11 protein-coding genes, 1 tRNA gene and 1 CRISPR repeat array (1 of these 13 cut by a window edge) are annotated in these 18,115 nt (G+C 49.1%); of the genes, 2 read left to right on the plus strand and 10 right to left on the minus strand.

Going from position 1 to position 18,115, the window contains the following annotated elements:
• Nucleotides 1–5,777: direct repeats of the CRISPR family, unit length 32 nt; unit sequence GTTTCAACACACAGCCGCCCGAAGGCGGCTGG; it begins 1,346 nt to the left of the window's first position.
• Nucleotides 5,778–5,966: 189 nt separating this feature from the next.
• The 9 genes from cas2 to pip all read right to left on the minus strand — a co-directional run bounded on the left by cas2 (nt 5,967) and on the right by pip (nt 16,063).
• On the minus strand, nt 5,967–6,260 hold the full coding sequence (gene cas2, locus ACTHUF_RS01860; RefSeq protein WP_003685729.1) for a CRISPR-associated endonuclease Cas2: 294 nt from the start codon (nt 6,258–6,260) through the stop codon (nt 5,967–5,969).
• Nucleotides 6,261–6,334: 74 nt separating this feature from the next.
• Nucleotides 6,335–7,348, minus strand: coding sequence for a type I-C CRISPR-associated endonuclease Cas1c (gene cas1c / locus ACTHUF_RS01865; protein WP_315094324.1), 1,014 nt, complete (start codon nt 7,346–7,348; stop codon nt 6,335–6,337).
• Nucleotides 7,349–7,631: 283 nt separating this feature from the next.
• Nucleotides 7,632–8,288, minus strand: coding sequence for a hypothetical protein (locus tag ACTHUF_RS01870; RefSeq protein WP_315094322.1), 657 nt, complete (start codon nt 8,286–8,288; stop codon nt 7,632–7,634).
• A 35-nt stretch (nt 8,289–8,323) separates the two neighbouring features.
• Nucleotides 8,324–8,974 carry a CRISPR-associated protein Cas4 gene (cas4, locus tag ACTHUF_RS01875; protein ID WP_315094320.1) on the minus strand — a complete coding sequence of 217 codons (651 nt, stop codon included), beginning with the start codon at nt 8,972–8,974 and terminating at the stop codon, nt 8,324–8,326.
• Between the two features lie 2 nt (nt 8,975–8,976).
• Complete coding sequence (gene cas7c, locus ACTHUF_RS01880) at nt 8,977–9,858, minus strand: type I-C CRISPR-associated protein Cas7/Csd2 (RefSeq protein ID WP_315094318.1); 882 nt, start codon at nt 9,856–9,858, stop codon at nt 8,977–8,979.
• Between the two features lie 12 nt (nt 9,859–9,870).
• Nucleotides 9,871–11,628, minus strand: a complete 1,758-nt coding sequence (cas8c, locus tag ACTHUF_RS01885; protein WP_440406861.1) for a type I-C CRISPR-associated protein Cas8c/Csd1 — start codon at nt 11,626–11,628, stop codon at nt 9,871–9,873.
• Nucleotides 11,625–12,269: a type I-C CRISPR-associated protein Cas5c gene (cas5c, locus tag ACTHUF_RS01890; RefSeq protein WP_315094314.1), complete on the minus strand. Its 645-nt coding sequence runs from the start codon at nt 12,267–12,269 to the stop codon at nt 11,625–11,627. The genes cas8c and cas5c overlap by 4 nt, the downstream gene beginning before the upstream one ends.
• Nucleotides 12,270–12,292: 23 nt before the next feature.
• Nucleotides 12,293–14,794, minus strand: a complete 2,502-nt coding sequence (gene cas3, locus ACTHUF_RS01895) for a CRISPR-associated helicase Cas3' (RefSeq protein ID WP_315094312.1) — start codon at nt 14,792–14,794, stop codon at nt 12,293–12,295.
• 339 nt (nt 14,795–15,133) lie between these two features.
• The gene (gene pip, locus ACTHUF_RS01900; protein WP_107848841.1) at nt 15,134–16,063 is read right to left on the minus strand and encodes a prolyl aminopeptidase; all 930 of its coding nucleotides are present in this window, start codon (nt 16,061–16,063) and stop codon (nt 15,134–15,136) included.
• Nucleotides 16,064–16,187: 124 nt separating this feature from the next.
• Here pip and yciA point away from each other — a divergent pair, with 124 nt between their 5' ends.
• Nucleotides 16,188–16,628: an acyl-CoA thioester hydrolase YciA gene (yciA, locus tag ACTHUF_RS01905; protein WP_036491440.1), complete on the plus strand. Its 441-nt coding sequence runs from the start codon at nt 16,188–16,190 to the stop codon at nt 16,626–16,628.
• A 240-nt stretch (nt 16,629–16,868) separates the two neighbouring features.
• The gene (locus tag ACTHUF_RS01910; protein ID WP_315094307.1) at nt 16,869–17,660 is read left to right on the plus strand and encodes a formate/nitrite transporter family protein; all 792 of its coding nucleotides are present in this window, start codon (nt 16,869–16,871) and stop codon (nt 17,658–17,660) included.
• A gap of 262 nt (nt 17,661–17,922) precedes the next feature.
• On the opposite strand, the gene ACTHUF_RS01915 is transcribed toward ACTHUF_RS01910, so the two are convergent.
• Nucleotides 17,923–17,999: transfer RNA gene (locus ACTHUF_RS01915), tRNA-Pro, on the minus strand.
• Nucleotides 18,000–18,115 lie beyond the last annotated feature (116 nt).

The raw sequence follows: 18,115 nt of genomic DNA on the forward strand, positions 1-18,115 counted from the left end.
ATGCGTTTTTCCTTGTAAGGATTAAACGGTTTCAACACACAGCCGCCCGAAGGCGGCTGGCTGGCTTAACGGCACTGTTACACTCCGCCACGCGGTTTCAACACACAGCCGCCCGAAGGCGGCTGGTTTTCAGGCCATTTCAACCAAACATGCATATCTTGTTTCAACACACAGCCGCCCGAAGGCGGCTGGAATCAACTGGGCGAATTTGTCTTTTGCCGTAATGTTTCAACACACAGCCGCCCGAAGGCGGCTGGAAAAGGAACTGTCTTTAAATGCCTTATGGGTTAAGTTTCAACACACAGCCGCCCGAAGGCGGCTGGGGCTGCTGCTGCGGTGCACAAACAGTTCAAGAAAGTTTCAACACACAGCCGCCCGAAGGCGGCTGGACATGATTAAAGCTCCTTAACTGCGTTAAACGCGAAGTTTCAACACACAGCCGCCCGAAGGCGGCTGGAAGCAAGACCCATCGCATAAACGCTTCGAGACAAGTTTCAACACACAGCCGCCCGAAGGCGGCTGGCTTTGTCGCCAAGTTGCTTGCCTTTTTCGTAAACACGTTTCAACACACAGCCGCCCGAAGGCGGCTGGTTTCCTATACTGAAAACCGAATCATCCTTAAATAGTTTCAACACACAGCCGCCCGAAGGCGGCTGGTTAAGTGGTTGGGGTACAGCTGCTTATTTTGCTTATGTTTCAACACACAGCCGCCCGAAGGCGGCTGGCTACGTTGACGAGCTTTTCCAAGACCTGCCGGAAGTTTCAACACACAGCCGCCCGAAGGCGGCTGGATGATAGAATCCCGCTTCTGATTAACAGTTATTGTTTCAACACACAGCCGCCCGAAGGCGGCTGGGCTACTACTTCGGCGGCTACCAATGCGACAAGAGCGTTTCAACACACAGCCGCCCGAAGGCGGCTGGATTTTCCGTCTGTTCGTAGAAAAAAATGACGAACGTTTCAACACACAGCCGCCCGAAGGCGGCTGGTTTTGCCTCTTTTATTAAATTCGCCGTTGTTATACGTTTCAACACACAGCCGCCCGAAGGCGGCTGGAGTCATCGTGTTATGCGAGGATTTATGACAAGGCGTTTCAACACACAGCCGCCCGAAGGCGGCTGGGTTTGGGAATTTTTTTTGGCTACTCGAAGAGGTGTTTCAACACACAGCCGCCCGAAGGCGGCTGGGATAATAAATTGTGCATAGACAAGCAATCAGTTAAAGTTTCAACACACAGCCGCCCGAAGGCGGCTGGGTTTTGAATCTGCTTTGTCTGTTTTGGTATGGCTGTTTCAACACACAGCCGCCCGAAGGCGGCTGGAGCAGCAGCCTTCCCACTGAAATGCCCTCTGGCTGTTTCAACACACAGCCGCCCGAAGGCGGCTGGAATCGAAGACTCTTCTATTGCTACCTTATCCCTGTTTCAACACACAGCCGCCCGAAGGCGGCTGGCAATCCAAGTTACAACAACCTGCGCAAAAGGCTGTTTCAACACACAGCCGCCCGAAGGCGGCTGGGGTGCAACCATGAACCGTTCAGTTTCAGCAAGCGCGGTTTCAACACACAGCCGCCCGAAGGCGGCTGGTTGCGCCTTTAACTTGGAAATCAAGCAATTTTGGTTTCAACACACAGCCGCCCGAAGGCGGCTGGTCGGTTTTAACGGTCAAGCCGTAGTCATCGCGCAGTTTCAACACACAGCCGCCCGAAGGCGGCTGGCATCTGCCGCGCAATCGCCGACGCGATCGCAATGGTTTCAACACACAGCCGCCCGAAGGCGGCTGGACGTTTTGGTACGAACCAACGCGCAGGACAAGAGGTTTCAACACACAGCCGCCCGAAGGCGGCTGGGGCTTGGTCGCACATACGCCAAAAACTTGTGATGGTTTCAACACACAGCCGCCCGAAGGCGGCTGGCGGATCAACCGCCAAATGGCGCTTTTTGATTATCCGTTTCAACACACAGCCGCCCGAAGGCGGCTGGTCTTGCTCATATTGCATTACGGTTTGGATAGCGTTGTTTCAACACACAGCCGCCCGAAGGCGGCTGGAGAGTTATTTTTACTTGCAAACTAAAAATTTAAAGTTTCAACACACAGCCGCCCGAAGGCGGCTGGAAGCGGAGCTGACCACGCCACAACGCCCGACAGCGGTTTCAACACACAGCCGCCCGAAGGCGGCTGGACCAACTTCAGATGTCCTACGTTTGCATGGCCGTAGTTTCAACACACAGCCGCCCGAAGGCGGCTGGCGTCTGACGACCATGTCCTATCATCGGTAGTTTGAGGTTTCAACACACAGCCGCCCGAAGGCGGCTGGAACCTTGGTCTGCGATACGGACCGGAACTGATACGGTTTCAACACACAGCCGCCCGAAGGCGGCTGGGCGCAAAAGGCTGAAAACAATAACAGGCATAGGCGTTTCAACACACAGCCGCCCGAAGGCGGCTGGGCAATTACAGCCATTATCACTTTTTACGCAAGCAGTTTCAACACACAGCCGCCCGAAGGCGGCTGGAATCTGAAGGCTATAAATGGGACGAATCAAAAGGAGTTTCAACACACAGCCGCCCGAAGGCGGCTGGTCGAGCATGGTATGGTCGCTCTCTTCGGGATAGGTCGTTTCAACACACAGCCGCCCGAAGGCGGCTGGGCATTTAATCCCTAAGCGCGAAGATGTCATTGCTGTTTCAACACACAGCCGCCCGAAGGCGGCTGGAGTAATCAATATAATATCTACCCCCGAATGTCGGTGTTTCAACACACAGCCGCCCGAAGGCGGCTGGCAGGGATAAGGGTGTCGGCATCTCCCCACAGGGCGTTTCAACACACAGCCGCCCGAAGGCGGCTGGATTCAACAAGCATTGTTTCTCGCTGACCGCCATAATGTTTCAACACACAGCCGCCCGAAGGCGGCTGGATACCATGATCGAAAAAGGCAAGGCTGGATATGAAGTTTCAACACACAGCCGCCCGAAGGCGGCTGGGCGTCCACGAAGCCGCAGGCGTTGTACACAAAGGAGTTTCAACACACAGCCGCCCGAAGGCGGCTGGATGGATACAGTCAAAAGTCTTGCTCCTGAGCTAATGTTTCAACACACAGCCGCCCGAAGGCGGCTGGTAAGGACTAAATCATGGTTTTATTAGGCAGCCTTGGTTTCAACACACAGCCGCCCGAAGGCGGCTGGTTCAAACAGTTTGGCTTTTTCCAGTTCAGGGAAAATGTTTCAACACACAGCCGCCCGAAGGCGGCTGGGACTGTCAGTCAAAATGTTAATGTCGGTAAAGTAGTTTCAACACACAGCCGCCCGAAGGCGGCTGGGTCCTTTATATCTTGACGGCATTCCTGAAGTAGATGTTTCAACACACAGCCGCCCGAAGGCGGCTGGTTATTGTTGTTATGGAAGAGGGACAGCGTTATATTGTTTCAACACACAGCCGCCCGAAGGCGGCTGGCCCGTGTTGATATACGGCGCGGACTGAATTTTCGAGTTTCAACACACAGCCGCCCGAAGGCGGCTGGTTCCCCGTAACTAATCCACAAAATCCAAAAGCAACAGTTTCAACACACAGCCGCCCGAAGGCGGCTGGTAGGGCTTGAATTATCACTAGAGCTTTCACTTTTAGTTTCAACACACAGCCGCCCGAAGGCGGCTGGCAGGCGGAAGTGGCCAAAGCGGAACTACAGGAGGTTTCAACACACAGCCGCCCGAAGGCGGCTGGGACGTGGTAAGTAGTCAAGGTAAAGGCGGTACATGGTTTCAACACACAGCCGCCCGAAGGCGGCTGGACCGTAATACGCCTTTTTGCTTCCTTTTTTCCCTGTTTCAACACACAGCCGCCCGAAGGCGGCTGGTACGACAACGACCGAAGCAGTATAACCGTGTTTGAGTTTCAACACACAGCCGCCCGAAGGCGGCTGGCCGATATTGATAACCCAAAACAACAATTCCGTTTTGTTTCAACACACAGCCGCCCGAAGGCGGCTGGCGCTAACTTGGCAATGGCCGCTACAACCGGCGCTGTTTCAACACACAGCCGCCCGAAGGCGGCTGGAATCGTTTGCTCATGTTGTTTATCGTGTAAAGCGTGTTTCAACACACAGCCGCCCGAAGGCGGCTGGTCCTTGTCTAAATAGTAATAACTGCATTGAGACAGTTTCAACACACAGCCGCCCGAAGGCGGCTGGTTAATTACCGCCGGTTGGTATATCTATTCAAGTTGGTTTCAACACACAGCCGCCCGAAGGCGGCTGGTTCGGCCTTAGAAATGAATGTTCATCAATTCATAGTTTCAACACACAGCCGCCCGAAGGCGGCTGGGCCAATCCCAAGTAAAAATAGTAATCCATCATTTAAGTTTCAACACACAGCCGCCCGAAGGCGGCTGGGGTAGTCTTGCGAATTTGTCGTAGATGAAGTTATTGTTTCAACACACAGCCGCCCGAAGGCGGCTGGAGTTGCAAATGGATTTTGGAAAAAAAGGGCAAAAGTTTCAACACACAGCCGCCCGAAGGCGGCTGGGGCCTTTTGGGGCTGGCTGGGATTCCTGAAGCTTTGTTTCAACACACAGCCGCCCGAAGGCGGCTGGGTCATTCTGACCGCCGATATAAACTTGACCGTAAAGTTTCAACACACAGCCGCCCGAAGGCGGCTGGGTCAGAATGGCGGTGTGGTTGGCTCAAACTAACAGTTTCAACACACAGCCGCCCGAAGGCGGCTGGTATCAGCATGGAAGCAACCGGCATTTATTACGAAGTTTCAACACACAGCCGCCCGAAGGCGGCTGGTTGCTCCATACGCTTTATTTCGATCTTCGATCTGTTTCAACACACAGCCGCCCGAAGGCGGCTGGGTTGGCCACGGTTGAACTGCTGTTACCGCTGCTGTTTCAACACACAGCCGCCCGAAGGCGGCTGGAGTAGCTTCGCTATTGATGACCGTATTTTGATTGAGTTTCAACACACAGCCGCCCGAAGGCGGCTGGCATAATAATAAGCCGTTGAAATTTGACCATCATAGTTTCAACACACAGCCGCCCGAAGGCGGCTGGATAAAATAGATTGTCTTGCGAATTTGTCATACATGTTTCAACACACAGCCGCCCGAAGGCGGCTGGGTTTGCGGGCGCGGGGATGGACAGCAGTACGAAGTTTCAACACACAGCCGCCCGAAGGCGGCTGGTTCCTTACGTTCCTTATACTCTTGGAGGTTACTTGTTTCAACACACAGCCGCCCGAAGGCGGCTGGCCTTAACCGCGTGTATACGCGTTGCCTTTTGGGCGTTTCAACACACAGCCGCCCGAAGGCGGCTGGAGCGTCCGATACCGCCACACAACTTTCAACCAACGTTTCAACACACAGCCGCCCGAAGGCGGCTGGCTCAAATTGATTGTTGACTATCGTCAATCAACTAAGTTTCAACACACAGCCGCCCGAAGGCGGCTGGGATATACCCCAGCTAACCTTAAGCGATTACGCCAAGTTTCAACACACAGCCGCCCGAAGGCGGCTGGGGCATACCGTTTGATTTTTAGGGGATTGATAACAAGTTTCAACACACAGCCGCCCGAAGGCGGCTGGTTTTTTCTGTTTATTTAGTTTTGCAATTTTTACAGTTTCAACACACAGCCGCCCGAAGGCGGCTGGAAGGCCAAATGCGCCTGAAAGGACAGTTTTTCGGGTTTCAACACACAGCCGCCCGAAGGCGGCTGGAGCGAGAAAGGCAGGCATTTTTTATCCTTTCATCGTTTCAACACACAGCCGCCCGAAGGCGGCTGGAGCCTTTCTTAAAAGCCTTGCTCCATCAGGTTTCGCAGCCCCGATTTCGCTAAGCTCCCGAGAAAAGCGTGAACGCGAGTATAACACAGCCTTTTCTGTTACACCCGCATTCGCAATATCCTGATTGTTAAAGAACAATCCCCATTCGCCAAACCTGCCGCATTTTCATGAGAACCGCAGGTTGGCGATTCACACAATCAACGTATCCTTAAACACATCCACCGCCGGTTTCGCGCCGTGATGTTCCACTTTGCGCCGCCATTTGCTGCCTAAATGATAAAAGCGCAGGCTGTCGGTTTCGGGGTTGTAGGTTTTCAAAAGTTTGTCTTTTAAAACAACCCACTGGTCGGGCGCGATGTCGCATTCGAACACCGAATACTGCACGCGCACGCCGTAGTCCAGACACAATTTCGCCACGCGTCGCAGCCTTGCCTGTCCTTCGGCATCTTCCAACGAAATATCGTAAGTAATCAGCATCAACATTTTGTATTTCCATGTGCAGGCTGCTTTAGAGGTTGTCTGAAAACGTCCAACCCGTTTTCAGGCAGCCTGAAAATTTATCTCATCAAAAACGGCGGATATTCCACCAAATCTCCGCGCAAATGGCGCGCCAACAGCATGGCCTGAATATACGGCAGCAGCCCGATTTCCACTTCTTCGCCCAAAAACGGATGAACGATTTTTTCCTGCTTTTTCGCCTGCAAGGCTTGAAACAACAGCTTACGCGCATCGGCTTTTAAGCTCACCGCGCCGCTTGCCTCGGTAACAAAATCCTGCGGTTTGATTTGCCCTCGGTTAATCAGCGACAACACCAGCCTGTCCGCCCACCACGCGCGGAATTCTTCCAAAATATCCTGCGCCAAACTGTCGCGCCCCGGACGGTCGGTGTGCAGAAAACCCACCTGCGGATCCAGCCCCACGCCTTGCAGCGCGCCGCTGATGTCCTTGCCCAAGATGCTGTACACAAACGACAACAGCGCATTCACCCCGTCTCTGGGCGGGCGGCGGTTGCGCCCGTCAAAAGTAAAGCCGCTTTTTTCGCTCAAAAGCTGTCCGAATACGCCGAAATAACGCGCCGCCGCATCGCCCTCAATACCGCGCACCACGTCCAGCTCCGCCGCGCCCTTCAACCGCTGCAGCGAAATGTTCAAAGCATCGACCGCACTTTGAATCGCTGCATTCTCGCCATAATTGCGAATCTGCCGCTGAAGCACCCGTTTACTTGCCTGAATCTTTGCCGCAATGATATTACGCGCAATCGGCACGGGATTTTGCTCCGACACCCGATACTGCGCCCGACGCAGCAGCACATTGCCGCTCTGCCGCCCTTGAAGCCGCCCCAAGAAACGTCCGTTTTCGGTAAAAAACGCCAAATTCACATTATTTTCACCGCAAAACCCCAACAAAAACGGTGACACCAGCACATTCCCGAAACAGAAAATATGCCCGATGGAATGCACCGGCAGCTGCGCCACCTTCTTACGCTCCTGCTCCACCACCAGCGTTTCCCGCTCCTTATGCAGATAGCTGCCTTGCGTGGTAATGTAGAGCGTATTTTGCAGTTTGCGCATGGGGAACTCCTTGGATTTTGGCCGTACTTTTTGGGGCGTTTAACAAGGTTGGGCTACCTGAAAAATGGTAGGTCGGATTCTTGAATCCGACATTTTCAAAATTGCAGCAACAATTTTAAATTACATAAATATCAGATGGTTGTCGGATACAAGTATCCCACCTACACAGACTGAAACACATGGTCGTCTGAAAGTTTGAGGCAATCATTTGAATAGCAAAAACCTAGTGTATGCATACCGTACACGGTTGGTGGAGATACAGGTTACGACTTGGTATTTTTATTTAATATGTATTCCAAATATTAAAAGATTGTCCAACCGGGAACCATTGACTTACTGTAGTTTCACTTTCTAAATTTTCTAAATTTTTAGGAATAGTTAGTCGCTTATTTGATTTCTTATCAAAAACTATCCCAATATATTTTTTATTCTTTAAATCAACTAAATATACCTTATCAAAGGGACATCCTTTATCAATACAAAAATGATTTAGATGAAATCTGGTCGCTTCAGACAAAGAAACATCTGAATAACTTTCTGTATGTAGCAATAGAAATATCTCTTTAAAATTTTCATATCCTGCGTGCAAATTAAATTTTTTCAATAAAATTCCTTCCCAAGCATTCTTTTTGACACTTGTTGTTTGATTCACGCTTGTATATGGCTTATCATTTAAAATAGCGTTAATTTTTTTTCTTTTGGCATTAGTTGGTTTAGATGAATTATGCACATTTCTACTTTCAAGTAATTTACTGTTATCAATTGAACACACCTCAATTCCAATTCTTGTTCCCTTCATTATAAAACCAAAATCTGGTTTATCTATTTGAGCTGGAATCATACAAACATTTTTATCTACTTTTTTTGCTTTGTGAAGTTGTCCATCCAATAAAAATTTAAAAGCCTTTAGTTCTTTTATAGTATGCAATTTTCTTGACATGTTTTCTTATCCAATAAAATATAAAACACGATTAGTTATTCCCCAAACAACCCCTCCACATACCCCACACTCCTATCCCGTTTCCCCAACAACTCCGGCTGGCAAATCTCCACCAGCGAACAGGCTTTGCAGCGTTTGCTGTAGTCGGGCGACGGAGTTTGGCCGCTGTTTAGGAGTTCGTGCACGGCGGCGATGGTGGCGAGGGTTTGGGCGCGCAGGTCGTCTGAAAACACGATAGGGACGCGGTGGCGGGTTTGCATATACCACAGCGCGCCCTCAGAGACGGTTTGCCCCGTCATTTCTTCCAAGCACAAGCCTTGGGCGCAGAGTTGAATTTCGTCCATCGGATTGGGTTTGGGCTTGCCGCGTTTGTATTCCACGGGTTTCAGACGACCTGTCTTTGTTTCCACTTCCACCAAATCCAACACGCCGCTGATGCCAAGTTTTTCCGCCGATACATGCACCGTCCGCTCAAAGCGTACGCCCTTGCGTGTTTCCGGTTCGCCCGAATCCACCCGCTCATGCAGCGCCTTGCCCTGCGCGGTCAAATAGTTCTCCACCCACGCCTGCTCGTTGTGAATCAAGGCGCATTGGCGCGGGCAGAAGGCGTAGTGTTGCAGGGCTGAAAGGGGAATCAGGCGCGTGTCCTGATTTTCCCCTTGGGTTTCGGTTAAAAGTGCGGTCATTTTTAGCCTAATTTACGCAACAGCTTGGTTTCGCCAAGATTTTGATCGTCCACGCTGACAAGGTAGTCGTCAAAATTCCTTGCCACTTCCACTCCATCTTTTTTACCAACCTGAATGCGTTTGAAGAGGCTATCAGCAGGTGCGTCACCCAGATTACTGCTGTGTTCAAACACATAGAGCCCGCGAGCATTCATTTGCCCGCGTGCGGCGGAATGGTCGTGGTCGAACATATTGACGAGTGCCTGCCAAAACAGCTCTAAATCGTTTTCGGAAAAGCCTGTTTGTTTGGCGAAATGGGCAGAAATGAAGCCGTGGCAGCGGTATAGCCCGTAGGGGACGGTGAATTTGCGACCCATTCTCCCCCGTTCTTTCTTTGCTTTGTCTTCTTCACTATCTTCAGGATTTGGGTTTTCAACCTCTTTGGCTGGCGCACAACGAGTAATCGTATGTTCAAGTGTTACTATGGGATCAATGGAGCGGGAAAAAGTCAATTGCACAGGACCTCTAACTTGTCCCGCATTCTCACCTGTCGTTAAAACCGCACCAAAAGTACGAATATCGTAATAGCGTTTGCACATATATTGACGCGCACTTTCGGTTTTTTCTCTCCCATTTGGTTTGTCTTTTACTTCATCTTGCTGATGGGCTTCAGCAATTAAATCATTAAGAATGATTTTTTCACGAATAAAGATATCGTGATGTTCGTCATTTTGAGTCATTTGGATAAAATTGCGGACTTTGCGTTTCAGGCAGACATCAGTTACCAAACCTTCGCCGGTTTGCGGGTCGATACGCGGCAGGTTGCCTGCATCAGGATCGCCGTTAGGGTTGCCGTCTTGCACATCAAATAAAAAGACAAAATCGTAGCGTTTTTCAATAGTCATAGCATTTGCTCCTTATGCGGTTTTCTCTTCGTTAAACAGGTTTTTCAATGCGTCTTTGGTAAACAGGAATTGGGTTTCGTGGTAATAACCGATGGCAAATAGGCCTTGCTGTTCCAAATTCAAATGGTTGGGAAATCTCTGACAATGTTCCAAAATCTGGCAGATTTCCCATTGCAGTTGTACGGCACGTCCTTCAAATTCCAGCTTGTTCAAATGGTGCGGCAGCAGGCGCATCAATGTGCCGAATACGGCAATCGGCGTGCTGCTTGCCGAACCGAAATAGCGGTCGGCAATGGTGGCGTTCAAGCCGGGATTGGCTTCGGCCTGTGTTTTTTCCAGTACGGCAAACAGCCGCCCCAGCACATAGCCGATGTCTTGACGGTTTCTATCTAAGCTCATAGTTAGCTCCTTCATGTTTTTCAGACGACCCGCGCGGATTGCGCGATTGATATAGGCTTTAAGCAGACTTGCTCTGCCATAGGTAATTTTCTGTTCCGCCTTGTTGCGCCGCAAAGCAGCCTGCAACAGGCTGACGGGTAAAACGCGGTTGTTGAGTGCGGCATCTGTTACTTGGGCAATCAGGTCAGATGGCAGGTTTTCCATTTTGCCGTCCAACACCAAATTGCCCAGCAGGCGCGGTAACGGCATATATTCAGGGTATGGTGAGTTTTCGCCACGCACCATCTGCAAATCGTCATACCACGCTGCAATACTTTCGGATAAGGCGGCAACAGTGGTTTCATACCAAAAGCGGACGACAATGCGCGCGGAATTGGGTGATAAACCTAAAAGGTAGAATTTTTCTTTGCCGTCGGGTTCTGTGTATTTCCCGTTGTACAAGCTTTTATAAAGTGATTTGACCGCATCAATATAGGCATCGGGATTGTCTTTGCCGCCGCCGTTAATCAGCGAAGCAAGATGCTCTTCCAACGGGGTTGGTTTCGCACTCCAACAGATGGCTGTTACATCGCCGATACGGAAGCGATTTTCACCGGCAAGCAGAGTGTTTAAGGCGGTGGTGTATTCGAACATGGCTTGTTCGCCCACAGGAAAGATAAAGCCCTGCTCTTTGCCGTATGATTCAAAAGCCGACAGATTTACCGATGTGAACGGGGCAGGTTTGGCGTTCACGCCCTTGATAGCGTTATGCAGCCGAGCAATCGGCGCAGGTTTGCCCGTTACTAAGCAAATACCCTTTTGGACGTTGTCCGACTTCACCTGATTAGCTTGACTTACATATTCCTGCACAGCCTTTGACTGACAAACCAAATCTACCGCCTCGTCCACTAAGCGGAAGCTGAGATTACAGCCTTTAACTTTGGCACATTCCGCCCAATTTGCGGCCTGCATGACTTTGCTTTTTTCTTCCGCAGAAGCCAGAAAGGCGGCAACGGCGGCAACACCTGCATCATCTGGCAATGCCTGTTTCAATTCGTTTACATTGGCAGTAAAGCTGACATGCTGTTTATCCGCCTGCTCTTGCCCTTTTTCTCCAGCATAGGCAAGCACATAACCGTAGTGATCCCACAATAAATTACTTACCTCGTAGGATTTTGAACCGCTCCTGCCCAAACCTTTCGGCACCAAAAAAGTGTGGCCAACTTTTTTCTTGCCTTTCAGCTCGCGGGTATCTTCTAGCTGAATAAAATTACCCTGTTTGTCTATCACGATAATGAACGGGATTTCTTTGTTTTCAAACCCTTCCTGGGCAATACCGCCATCGCTTTCGGCTTTGCGTTGGTAGTATTGGGTGAGTGCGTGCAGAATCATCGTTTCACCTCCTCGCTGTTGGCTGGGGGCACAGTAATTACGCCGTTTATCGCTTTGCATTGGTAAAACATGGGTTCGGCGTTATTGGAATCGCGCGGGTCGGATTTGCTGAAATCCATGTCGTACAACATAAAACCGAAATCTTGGGTAATATCTTCGCGTGGCAATCCATCTTTGGCTTTTTCCAGCAACCTGAAATCACAAGGAAACTCACGACAGCCTAAATAAGGTTGGTGGAAATATTGTCCTTTCTTGGCCCGCCGCTTGAACATTTCGGCAAATTTGACGTAGTTGTCGCCCTCGCCCGCTTCGCTGGTCATGTCAAAATCAGCGTGGATGCGGTAGGCAACGTCTTTCAGCAGCATGGATGCGCGCTGCTGGCGGTTGTCTTCAATATAGAGCGAGCCGCTACGCTCACTCATCTTAGTTCCCACTTCGTTGCGGCGGATATTCGTCCACTGGATCGGTTTTAGAATTTCTATCTTCAAGACTCGCCAGCGGATTGCCGGCTTCCACAATATCGCCATTAGGATGTTTCTGGCGGCAGACGGCGTGATAACAGGGTAGCTTACCCTCTCCACCTTAAGTTCGGGCCTGGTGAAACATGCCAAATCGCCGCTGATTTCTAGGATAAAACTCATATCATCTCCTTATTGCTTTCATTTCATAAAACCGAATTTTCAGGTAGCCAAGCCACATCGTCAAAATCTGCACCAAGCACGGCTTTGTAATAGCCCTTATCTAACACCAGCAATCCCGCTCTGGAGAAAACGGCATGTTCAGGCAACTTTTTCAGTTCGTGTTCGTACACGGTTATCGTGTAGCGTTGCAGCTTGCGGTAAACCCATTTGTGTTTGAGAGGATCGCTTTCTAAAAATTTGAACCAACTTTCAAACGGCTCAGGCAGCGGTGGGCTGTCAGTTTGCCCGAAGGAATTGTCGACCGGCTGAGGAAAGCGTTGTTTGTCCAAAACATCCTGCCATTCTGAAACTCCCACATCGTCCAGTTGTTGTCTGAAAAAATCATCCAGCTCGTTTGCTTTGACGATTTGCGGACTACCGTCTTTTTCCCAATGAGCCAACGGGATAAACGGCACAACGATTGCTACACCTTGGTTATCAATCAGGCGGAAGCGTTCGGCAGCGGTGCGGAATTTAATTGCCAGCGGATTTTCATTGGATGATTCTGCCGTCAAGAGTCTTGTAATGTCGTGTTTATCCACATTGCCTTTACCGTTGAACCGGCGGAAATATTCGGCAAATGCCAACGGGGAAAGCGGGTCGTCGAACAGTCCAGCTTTCAACATCTCTTCGGTAATATCCTGCCCCTGTTTCAGGCTGCCGTTAGGCGCACCTTCTTCGGCACGAAACACGACCACTTCCCCCAACTGCGGCAGTTTGCCTTCACGGTTACACCGCCCGGCCGCTTGGGCAATGCTGTCCAGCCCTGTCATCGCTCGATAAACACAAGGAAAATCCAAATCCACACCTGCTTCAATCAACTGCGTACTAACCAGCCATAAAGGCTTGTGCAGGCTGCCTGCTCGATACAGTGCCAAATATCGGCGAACCAGCGCAATCACTTCGCTTCGGTGTGTGGCGCACATATTGGCAGATAAATGCAGTTTGATACCATCAGAAGGCAGGGCAGCAAAGAGTTTGCGGGCGTGCTTTCTCGTATTGACTACCGCCAAAACACACGGACGCACAGCAATTTCATCGGCAATTTCCTGCCAGCTTTGCATTTCGCCGTTTGGCAGCGGCATTTTGATGCGGACACGGCGCAGTTTTTCCGATAAGGCAATTTTGTCTGCCACAATTTCGCGCACATCCGGCAGTCCTTCCAAAATGGTGCGGCCGAATGCGTCGATATTTTTACCAAGTTCAGGCTGAGTTGCCGTGCACAGCACAAAGGTAACGCCGTAATCCCGCGCCAACACCCGCATCATGTCGGTAATCGGCTTTTGGAAATCGCGCGGAAGCTGCTGGGCTTCATCCAAAATCACCACGCTGTCGGCAATATTGTGAATCTTGCGGCAGCGGCTGGTTTTTGCCGCAAACAGGCTTTCAAACAGTTGCACGTTGGTGGTAACAATCAGCGGCGCATCCCAATTTTCCGTAGCAAGACGAGTTTTCGCAGTTTCCTTATCTTCTTTCACGTCTAAATTGCTGTGGTGTTCCAAAACCACATCATCGCCTAATGCTTTCCGGAAAACATCGGCGTTCTGCTCGATAATACTGGTGAAGGGAATGGCATAAATAATGCGCTTTTTGTCGAATTTCAGCGCGTGCTTCAAAGCAAACCCTAAGCTCGCCAAAGTTTTACCGCCACCGGTCGGCACGGTTAAAGAAAACAAAGTGCGGTCGGTTTCTGCGGCAGAAAAAGATTGCTGCAAAATGGCATGGCGTTCTTGATTTAAGAATGAATCTTTATCTGATTTCTCATGAAGTTGCGCCATATATTGCTCATATCGTTGGTGCAACTCATCCAAACCGGGAAATTTCGGGCGCAATCCGGCAGCCTGCGCGGCATCTGCATCGGCATAGCCGTTCATAAAGGCTTCGGTATCCAAAAAATCGGCGTCCACCAAGCAGGAAAAGAGAAAACGCAGCCAAATATGCAACTCTTCCAGTTTTGCCCCATCTTTCCAAAATGCAAAAAAATCCTGCTTCAGATCATTATCTGATACCGGGAAAAAATCTTCAGATAAACCACTTTCCACCAAACCCGACAAAGACGCAGCCAACTCGTCATCCGCCTGTTGCAGACGGCTTTTTAAACTGCCTTTATCATACCAATCTGCCAGCCCTGCATGATGCCCAGCAATCAAATACACCAACAAATGCCCAAAAAATGGATTAAGGTGCTCTACTGCATATTTGGCACCAGCAGTGGAATGCGGAATTTTGCGCAACTTGGTAGATTCAACATCTTCCAAATGGGCATTCTCTTTTTCAAAGCCGGATGCATTACGGATATATTTCTGAAAAGCTTCCTGAAATTTCCCCAAATCGTGTAAAAGCCCCGCATATTCGGCAAACAACGCCCCATAACGCCCTGCAAAACGTTTAGCGAGTTTGGCGACTTTTTGCAGATGTTTTTGCAGGGAATGAGAATGCCAATTTTCTGATGAGTCTTGGTAAGCGTGGGCAATTTTGTCAGTCATCCAACTTCCTAAAATAAAATTAATTATAGATTTTTAAGAAACACATGTACCCAAACAATTTTTCTATATGTTTCAACAGCAACTTGGTTACCCATGATTTCGCAATCATGCAAGTTTCCATTAGATGGGATTGTGAAAACTAATATTGTCCATCTACCTTACAGATGCAAACAATGGTAAAACTTATCATCATTAATTAGTTAATTTATAAATCATATACCAGATAGTATTCATACTCAATAATATTACATATAAACATTTACCACTTAATATCTAGCAAGCTTTGATTAAAAAATGCCGTCTGAAACTTTTTCAGACGGCATTGTTATTGATTAACCTTTATAACTTGCTTCTAATATCCTCTACTGCTTTTACCAAAGCTTCGGAAAGCGAAGGATCAAAAGAAGAGTGGCCTGCTTGAACAATTCTCAATTCTGCTTCTGGGAAGGCTTGCGAGAGTTCCCATGCGCTTTGCATTGGGGTGCACAGGTCGTAGCGGCCTTGGACGATGATGGTTGGAATATGGCGGATTTTGTCGATATTTGACAAGATGGCTTTATCGCCCTGCAACCAGCCTTCGTTCACGAAATAATGGTTTTCCATTCTTGCAATGGCAAGGGAGGCTTGCGGGTCTTCATCTACGTCTTTGGGTTCAAACTGAATAAGGTAGCTTTCCCAGTCTGCCCATGATTTGGCTGCTTTGAGGCGCGTGGCTTCATCTTCGCTGAACAGCATCTCATGGTAGGCTTTAATTAGGGTTTGGCGTTTGTTTTCGGCTACGGGAGCAATGAATTTTTGCCATTGAGCCGGATAAATTTGGCTGACGCCGCCTGCTTCGTTCAGCCATGCCATTTCAGACGGCCTGCACAGGAAAATACCGCGCAAAACTAAGCCGCTGACGCGATCGGGATGGGTTTCGGCATAAGTCAGCGACAAGGTGCTGCCCCATGAACCGCCGAAGACTAACCATTTTTGAATGCCGAGCATTTCGCGTACTTTTTCGATATCGGCAACCAAATCCCATGTGGTGTTGTCTTCGATACAGGCATACGGTTTGGAGCGTCCGCAGCCGCGTTGGTCGATGATGACGATGCGGAAATGTTCTGGATTGAAAAAGCCTCGGCAAGCAGGTGATGCGCCTGCTCCGGGGCCGCCATGCAGGAAAATCACGGGGTGTCCATCAGGATTGCCTGACTCTTCCCAGTAGATTTCGTGAATGTCGGATACGCGTAAAAGGCCGCTATTTCGTGGTTCTTGAATCGGATGCATGAGCTTTCTCCTTTGTTTGATGAATATATTTAATTGTAACACTTTACCTGCTGATTTTTCAGACGGCCTACATAGGTTTAACGCCACAAATGGCGTAAAATACCACTTTTTGACAGGATTTTTTATGGCTGACAACAAACAAACCCATGCTGCACCCGAAGGACAACTTTTATTGCGTACAGTAGCCATGCCGCGCGATACCAACCCTAATCAGGACATCTTCGGCGGCTGGATTATGTCGCAAATGGATTTGGGCGGTGGTATTTTGGCGGCAGAAATCGCACAGGGACGAATTGTCACCGTGGCCGTTCAAGAAATGAATTTCATCAGACCGGTAAAGGTCGGCAACGTCGTATGCTGCTATGGTCATTGCGTCCGTGTAGGCAATACTTCTTTGCAACTGAAAATCGAAGTGTGGGTGAAGACTTTGATGAACGATATGGTAACGGAAGACCGCCAACTGGTTACTGAAGCCGTATTCACTTACGTCGCCATCGATGCACAAGGTAATCCGCGCCCTATTCCTCGCGAAGGCAATGCAAAGCTGGCTCATTTGTCAGTTTAAGAAATCAAAACCAGACCGTCTGAAATTTCAATGTTCAGACGGCCTTTTTGAATATGGAGACAAAATGTAATAATATTTCTTTTGAGCTAAAACAAGGCGAAGTATCTGTTTTTTAGGTTTAATTCAGACTGATTGATAAGACAAAGACCGTACACCGGCTCCCTATAACACCACTCTACCGCGACAGTTTGTACCACCTTTAAAACAACGTTTCCTCCTCAACCCACTTTAAGGAACATCATGGCTTCGCGCGATTTATACCCACAGGAAATTTTACAGGTTGTTCTCGACAAAAGCTACGCCAAAGCACAATCCAGCATCCCCACACTGGCAATCTTGAGCGTTTTAGCCGGCGAATACATCGGCTTCGGTTATCTTACCTATTTAAAAGTAGTCAGCGGCATTCCGCACGAATGGGGCGGTGTTGCGACTTTACTCGGTGCCGCCGTATTCCCAATCGCCTTGATTTGTATCCTGCTTGGCGGCGGCGAGCTGGTAACCAGCAACATGATGATTATGTCTTTAGGCAGGTTGGCCGGACGGATTTCCTCTAAAATGCTGCTGCGAAACTGGGTTATCGTCTGCATGGGCAATTTGGTAGGCACGCTGGCGATGGCGTTTTTTCTCGGACACTATGTCGGCATGACCGAAGGCAGCGTGGCAGAAAAAACCATTGCTGTGGCAGAAGCAAAAGTCCATATGGATTTCGGCCTTGCTTTCGTATCGGCAGTCGCATGTAACTGGATGGTCTGCATGGGCGCGTGGCTGCACTTTGCCGCTAAAAACACAACCGGACGAATGCTGGCCATTTGGTTCCCCGTTATGATTTTCGTATTAAACGGCTTCCAACACCTTGTCGCCAATATGTTCGTTATCCCAGCAGGGATTCTGGCAGGCGCAAACATCACTTGGGGGCAGTTTTTCTTCAACATGATTCCCGTATTCCTGGGCAATGTCGTCGGTGGCGCATCCTTTGTCGGCGCATCTTATCTTTATACTTATAGAGACACGCTGAAAGATAGTACCGAATAGTCCTAATTTAGAAACAACAAAACCTGCTTTTTTAAGCAGATTTTTCGTTATTTTTCAGACGGCCTTTACCATAATACTACCCTACAAGGTTGCAAGATTGTTTTTAGCTTAATAAGTAAACAGTCTACAAAGGAATTTGAAACGCTTTTTTAATAAAAAATAAATCGTACCGTCTACACTTATATTTGCCCTATTGTTTACCCCACAGAGTAAAAACAAAAAGGACTTAACCGGAAAAACAGGTTAAGTCCTTAAAATCTTTTGGTCGGAGTGAAAGGATTCGAACCTTCGACCCCTTGCACCCCATGCAAGTGCGCTACCAGACTGCGCCACACTCCGACTCGATAAGCCATGAATTTTAGTTTCAAATACTGATTTTGACAAGTGCTTTTTAGAAAAGGAAATTTACTCGTTTGAAAATATTTGAATTATTTATACACAAAAAAGGCCGGCTG

Source organism: Neisseria sp. P0024.S006, from assembly GCF_051956595.1.
In the GTDB taxonomy this organism is placed as follows: domain Bacteria; phylum Pseudomonadota; class Gammaproteobacteria; order Burkholderiales; family Neisseriaceae; genus Neisseria.

What these genes read in the sequence shown, in the direction of transcription:
- cas8c (WP_440406861.1), bottom strand. Translation starts at nt 11,628, where the DNA reads ATGATTCTGCACGCACTCACCCAATACTACCAACGCAAAGCCGAAAGC.
- yciA (WP_036491440.1), top strand. Translation starts at nt 16,188, where the DNA reads ATGGCTGACAACAAACAAACCCATGCTGCACCCGAAGGACAACTTTTA.
- cas1c (WP_315094324.1), bottom strand. Translation starts at nt 7,348, where the DNA reads ATGCGCAAACTGCAAAATACGCTCTACATTACCACGCAAGGCAGCTAT.
- ACTHUF_RS01910 (WP_315094307.1), top strand. Translation starts at nt 16,869, where the DNA reads ATGGCTTCGCGCGATTTATACCCACAGGAAATTTTACAGGTTGTTCTC.
- cas4 (WP_315094320.1), bottom strand. Translation starts at nt 8,974, where the DNA reads ATGACCGCACTTTTAACCGAAACCCAAGGGGAAAATCAGGACACGCGC.
- pip (WP_107848841.1), bottom strand. Translation starts at nt 16,063, where the DNA reads ATGCATCCGATTCAAGAACCACGAAATAGCGGCCTTTTACGCGTATCC.
- ACTHUF_RS01870 (WP_315094322.1), bottom strand. Translation starts at nt 8,288, where the DNA reads ATGTCAAGAAAATTGCATACTATAAAAGAACTAAAGGCTTTTAAATTT.
- cas7c (WP_315094318.1), bottom strand. Translation starts at nt 9,858, where the DNA reads ATGACTATTGAAAAACGCTACGATTTTGTCTTTTTATTTGATGTGCAA.
- cas5c (WP_315094314.1), bottom strand. Translation starts at nt 12,269, where the DNA reads ATGAGTTTTATCCTAGAAATCAGCGGCGATTTGGCATGTTTCACCAGG.
- cas2 (WP_003685729.1), bottom strand. Translation starts at nt 6,260, where the DNA reads ATGTTGATGCTGATTACTTACGATATTTCGTTGGAAGATGCCGAAGGA.
- cas3 (WP_315094312.1), bottom strand. Translation starts at nt 14,794, where the DNA reads ATGACTGACAAAATTGCCCACGCTTACCAAGACTCATCAGAAAATTGG.